At 65.7% G+C, this 5,616-nt stretch carries 3 protein-coding genes and 4 pseudogenes; 2 read left to right on the top strand and 5 right to left on the bottom strand.

The features are described 5' to 3' along the window. Window positions 1–54: 54 nt before the first annotated feature. Entirely contained in the window at window positions 55–219 is a 165-nt protein-coding gene (locus Q427_RS32875) for a hypothetical protein (protein ID WP_197030849.1), read from the bottom strand. On the opposite strand from Q427_RS32875, the pseudogene Q427_RS37250 reads away from it, so the two are divergent. Beyond that, window positions 146–1,625, top strand: a pseudogene (locus tag Q427_RS37250) (tripartite tricarboxylate transporter permease). The gene Q427_RS32875 and the pseudogene Q427_RS37250 sit on opposite strands and share 74 nt — an antisense overlap. Before the next feature lie 2 nt (window positions 1,626–1,627). After that, window positions 1,628–2,580, top strand: a pseudogene (locus Q427_RS27430) (AbrB family transcriptional regulator); the annotation flags it as partial. Between the two features lie 86 nt (window positions 2,581–2,666). Here the strand turns inward: Q427_RS27430 and moaA are convergent. From moaA to Q427_RS27410, 4 genes and pseudogenes are all read right to left on the bottom strand, one after another. Then, a pseudogene (gene moaA / locus Q427_RS27425) lies at window positions 2,667–3,652 on the bottom strand (GTP 3',8-cyclase MoaA). Continuing rightward, window positions 3,649–4,067 (bottom strand): annotated as a pseudogene (locus Q427_RS27420) (putative zinc-binding protein). The pseudogenes moaA and Q427_RS27420 overlap by 4 nt, the downstream one beginning before the upstream one ends. Window positions 4,068–4,128: 61 nt before the next feature. Next, window positions 4,129–4,872 (bottom strand): Crp/Fnr family transcriptional regulator, encoded by a 744-nt coding sequence (locus tag Q427_RS27415; RefSeq protein WP_043518738.1) that lies wholly within the window; start codon window positions 4,870–4,872, stop codon window positions 4,129–4,131. After that, window positions 4,832–5,616 (bottom strand): molybdopterin molybdotransferase MoeA (locus Q427_RS27410; protein WP_231613960.1); only part of this gene is annotated, 785 nt, incomplete at its 5' end. The genes Q427_RS27415 and Q427_RS27410, both read right to left, overlap by 41 nt.

Raw genomic sequence — 5,616 nt, 5'->3', positions numbered from 1 at the left:
GACATCGTGCCTTTCCTGTAGCCTAGCCCGCCCGTTTCGGAGCATCGCCATGTTTCAACCCGAGGCGTTCATTGACGCGTTGTCCCTGGTGCTCAACTGGAACACCTTGATGTGGCTGACCATCGGTGTCTTCGTCGGGGTCGGCCTGGGTGCCATACCCGGGCTCACCACCTCCACCGGGGTAGCCTTGATGCTGCCACTGACCTTCACGCTGGACATCACCGGCGCTTGGGTCTGGTCATCGGCCTCTACAAGGGTGCGCTCTTCGGCGGTTCCATTTCGGCGATCAGCTTTGCCACACCGGGCGCACCCGACTCCGCCGCCACGGTATTCGACGGCTACCGCATGACCCAGAAGGGCCAGGGTCGCAAGGCGCTGCTGACGTCGCTCTACTCCTCGGTGACGGCCGATACACTTTCCGACGTCCTGGTCATCCTGATTGCACCGATGATGGCATTGGCAGCCCTGCAGTTCGGCCCTGCGGAGAGGACCTGGCTGATGGTGGTGGCCATCGCCCTGCTGGGTGCCTTGTCGGGAAAACATATCGCCAAGGGGCTGCTGGCCGCGGCCATCGGGCTCTATATCGGCACGATGGGCACCGACCCCATCGGAGGGGCCTCGCGTAACACCTTCGGCCTGGCCTGGCTGAGGGACGGTATCAGCCTGGTGCCGCTGATCATCGGCCTCTTTGCCATGAGTCGAATGCTCGAGCAGGGCGTCGAGCTGCTGCACGAATCCCGCCTGGGAACCCGGGTCGAGCGCAAGATGCACGACCTGTTCAGCGGCAAGCAGGATGGGCTGACGTTCCGCGAATACCTGAGCAACTGGCGCGAGATGGGTATCGGACTCGGCGTGGGCAGCTTCGTCGGGATGCTGCCGGGGCTCGGGGCCACAGTGGCGTCCTTTCTTGCCTATGGCATTGCCAAGCGGCTACTGCCACACAAGAAGATCGGTACGGGGGTCATGGGCGGGGTAGCCGCGGCAGAGGCAGGCAATAATGCCACCGCAGGCCCCACCCTGGTGCCACTGCTCGCTTTCGGCATCCCCGGCAGCGCTACGGCCGCCTGATCGGCGGGGCACTGCTGCTGCAGGGCATCACACCCAGTCCGCGGATGTTCGAGCTGCATGCCGACGTCATCTACGCGCTGTTCACCATCCTGATCCTGGCCAACTTCTTCAATCTGGTCATCGGGCGTGGGTTCGCCTTCTTCTACGCCAAGCTGGGTTCACTGCCCAAGCCGGTCCTGGTACCCACCATCATGGTACTGGCGGTGATTGGCAGCTTCGCCACCCAGGGCAACCCCTTCGACGTGCTGGTCATGCTCTTCTTCGGCTTTTTCGGCTTCTGCATGCGCAAGTTCGGCATACCCGAAGCACCGCTGATCATCACCTTCCTGATTGCCCCGATGCTGGAGGAGAGCATGCGCCGGGCGGTGATGATCAGCGGCGGCGAGTGGGTTGGCGGCCTGCTGAACAGCCCCCTGAGCCTGACACTGCTGGGCATTGCCGTGCTGGTGCTGGTGCTCTCCTACCGGATGCGCTTCTCCGAACGGCTGGAGGCCATGGCGCACGAGCAGGAGCCTGAGAACGAAGACAGCAACGACGAACATCACACCGGCCGCTAGCCGTGACGCTTCTTGCCCTGTTGATCGCAGCAGCCGGTGTACTGGTATTCAGCCTGCTGGGCCTCCCCCTGCCGTGGCTGCTGGGCAGCCTCACCGCCATGAGCGTGGCCAGCCTGCTGGGCTGGTCGCACTCGCCACCGGCCTGGCTGCGCCAGGCCGCATTGGTGCTGCTGGGTATCCAGGTGGGGGCGTCGATCGATGCCACACTGCTGGGCCGGATGATCCAGTGGCCACTGACCGTGGCGGGCATGCTGGTGCTGGTGGGAATGACCACGCTGGCCAACATGATCTATTTCCAGCGCCGGGCGGGCCTCGACAGGGTCACCGCGCTGTTCGCCGGCGTGCCGGGGGCTCAATCGGTGGTACTGCTGACCTGCTCACGTAGCGGTGCCAACGCGCAGCAGGTACTGCTCGGCCAGATCAGCCGCATCGTTGTCGTGCTCTATCTGGTCCCCCTGCTGCTGATCTACTTCGGCCCGGGGGCAGGTCACGATGAGGAGTCCGCGGCAGTCACGGCGGCAGCGGACTGGAGCCTGCCGAGACTCGGCCCCATGACACTCACCCTGGGTACCGCGGCCCTGGGATGGGGGCTGGCACGTCTCGGACGCCTGCCCCAGCCGCCGCTGCTCGGCCCCATGCTTGGCGTTGGCCTGCTGAATTTCCTTCAATGGCCGAGCATGGCGCTACCGGCCGATACCCTGCTTGCCGTGCAGTTTTTCCTCGGTGCGTCGCTGGGGGCCTACTTCATCGGTATCCAGCTACGGGATACCCTGGGCATGCTGGCTCACGGCCTCGTGGCCATGCTGATCACCATGCTGCTGGCCGGTGCCATGACTCTAGCCATGACTATGGTGACAGGCCACGATACGGCCGCGCTGTTTCTCGCCTTCGTGCCGGGCGGCTGTCGGAGGTCGTGCTTCTGGCCGCCACCCTGGACGTGGACCCGGCCTTCGTGGTCTTCCATCACCTACTGCGCTTCCTTCTCATCGCTGCACTCCTGCCATGCTGGCGGCGCGGCTGGCCAAGTGACAAGCATAGCCCTCAGCCCCCGGTCATGTTCATGAAGCGCACCACCTGCACGTCGCCGTCGGTGGTGAAGTGGTGGCGTTCCGGCTTCTTCTGCATGGCGTCGACGATGGCGGCCTTGAGCCGTTCGAGATCGCCGGGGTGACGGCGCATCACCGCACGCAGGTCCACCGAGTGCTCGTTGCCCAGGCACAGCAGCAGGCGGCCCTCGGCGGTGACTCGCACCCGGTTGCAGGCATCGCAGAAGTTGTGGCTGTGGGGCGAAATGAAGCCAATCCGAATGTCCGAGTCGCTCATCCGAAAATACCGCGACGGCCCCAGGGTGTTTTCGGTGGTGGGCACCAGGGCATGGCGCGACTCGATGGTGGCGCGCACCTCGTCGCTCGAGCAGAAGGTCTCGGCACGGTCGTGGCCAATGGCCTCGCCCAGGGGCATCTCCTCGATGAAGCTGATATCGACGCCTTCGGCACGGGCGAAGTCGACCAGGTCGAGCACCTCGTCGTCGTTGCGCCCCTTGAGGATCACGGCGTTAAGCTTGATGCGCTCGAAACCGGCATCGCACGCGGTACGAATGCCATCGATGACCTTGGCCAGGTCGCCAGTGCGGGTCAGCTCGCGAAAGCGACCGGGGTCCAGGGTGTCGAGGCTGATATTGAGCCGCTTAAGGCCGCCGGCGCGCAGCGCCCGGGCGTGCCTGGCGAGTCCCGAGCCGTTGGTGGTCATGGCGAAGTCACGCAACCCGTCGAGGGCACCGACCTCCGCCACCAGGCCCTCTATGCCCCGGCGCACCAGCGGTTCGCCGCCGGTCAGGCGAATCTTCTCCACGCCCAGCTCGACGAAGGCACGGGACAGGGTGGCCATCTCCTCCAGGGTGAGCACCTGGCACGAGGCAGGAAGGTCATCTCCTCGGCCATGCAGTAGACGCAGCGGAAGTCGCAGCGGTCGGTGACCGACAGGCGAACGTAGCGGACGGTGCGGCCGAAGCCGTCGACCAGGCTCATGGGTTCTCCTCGACTCTTGCTTCGACATGGGCAGTGGCGTCCATGGGCAGCCGGGCAATCAGGCTGCCAACCTGTTCGGCCACGGCAGTGACCTCGCCTTCGCTGTAGGTCTGGCCGCGCCGCTTGCGAAAGCCCTGCTCATAGAGCCGGACATGTTCGGTGGGGGCGACGCCGGCATTGGCCAGGCAGTGGGTCACGCAGTGCATCTGGCAGCCGTCGATGGCGATGATGGGCCGACCGGAGCGGGCGGTCTTCACCAGCCGGGCACGCCACCGCCCACGCCGGCAATGCAGGACATCTCCGCCACCTTGCTGTGGTCGAGCGCCAGGGCCACGTCGTTGGCGAGCTGGGCCACGTCGGAACAACCGGAGCAGGAGTAGACCAGGGCCCGGGGTTTGTTAACGGTTCGGGACATGTAGCTCCCAGGCTGGAAAGTATCTGCGGTCGGCGACTTTCCGGGCTATGGCAGCCGCAAGCTAGTCATCCGCCAGCATGGCGTCACGCAGCTTCTGCTCATCCAGCACCACCAGGCGCTGACGGTCGATGCTGATGACACCGCCGTCACGCAGCTTGGCCAATAGCCGCGACAGGGTCTCCGGCGTCATGGCGAGCTGGGCGGCCAGCCAGCGCTTGGGAATGGAGAGGCGCACCACCCGCGGCGACTTCGAGCGACCGGCGGGCAACTGACGCAGAATGTAGCTGACCAGCCGCGACATGGCATCTGCCTGGGTCAGCAGGGCCAGGTCCTCGAGACGCTCGGTCAGTTCCAGGGCCAGACGGCTCATGAATTCGGCGCGGCAGACGGGCTGGCGATCCATGATCTCGCGACAGCGCTGGGCCGGGATGGCCAGCACATGGGTACGGCGCAGCGCTTCCGCCGAGTAGAGGTAGACACCGGCGCTGGAGACCATGCTCAGCTCGCCCAGGGTGCCCCCGCGCTCCACGCAGCGAATGGTGGCCAGGCGACCATCCCCGGCGGAGCGGGCCAGGCGCACGGCACCGTTGATGACGATATAGAGCCAATGGGCCGGCGCATCCTGGCGGAACAGCCATTCGCGGGTCTTCAGCGCACGCAGCTCGGAGTCCTCCAGCAATGAAGTGACTTCGTCATCGTCGAGCTCGCCCAGCCAGGGCACGCCGTGGACCAGCTCGCGCAGTTGCTTGGGCTTGAACAGCAGGTCAGTCGACGAACTGTCCGGCGGGCAGATAGGGGTATTCATGACCTTCCTCCACGTCGGTATCGGCGGCCATCATCAGATAGCCGTGTGCCTGGCTGGCTGCCCGCAGCATGTGCGACCCCTGCCCGCCAGCTAGAAAGGCTACCGGAAGGCCACCTTGCCAGTCGAGCACGACGCGCAACAGCTCACGTCGGGCCTGATTGCCGCGCCGCGAAAAACCGGCACGAACCTTGAATTGTTGTAATGGTCCGACGGTGCGCCCCTGGCACCCCTGGACGAAGGGCCTGGCCAGGAGCTGCCACCCCACCAGCGAAGCCACCGGATTTCCCGGCAGGGCGATGAGTGGCACCCCTTCCGGCGACCCATCGTCCAGGTAGCCGAAGGCGAAGGGCTTGCCCGGCTTCATCGCCACGCCGTGGAACACCAGCCCGCCCAGCGCCTCGAGCACTGGCCGGACATGATCCTCCTCACCCACCGACACGCCACCGGTACAGACCACCAGGTCGGCGCTGTCGCGACTTACCGTGAAGGCTTCGTGCAGCGCCTCCGCCGTATCGGCGATGATGCCCAGGTCGAGCACATCGCAGCCCTGCTGCTCGAGCAACGCCTGCAGCATCACCCGGTTGCTATTGTAGACCTGCCCCGGCGAGGCAGTCTCGCCGGGCTCAACAAGCTCGTCGCCGGTGGAGATCAAGGCCACCGTCAGACGCGGCAATACCGGCACTCGGCAAACCCCTGGCTCGCCAGCATGGCCAGGGCCGCGGCGTTGAGGGTCGCGCCCGACGC

Source organism: Halomonas sp. BC04, from assembly GCF_000568385.1.
The sequence above is the reverse complement of the archived record's forward strand: the minus strand, read 5'-3'. Positions and strand labels throughout refer to the sequence as shown.

Excerpts from the sequence above, each read along its gene's own strand:
- Q427_RS32875 (WP_197030849.1), bottom strand. The coding sequence starts at position 219 with ATGTCCAGCGTGAAGGTCAGTGGCAGCATCAAGGCTACCCCGGTGGAG.
- Q427_RS27415 (WP_043518738.1), bottom strand. The coding sequence starts at position 4,872 with ATGAATACCCCTATCTGCCCGCCGGACAGTTCGTCGACTGACCTGCTG.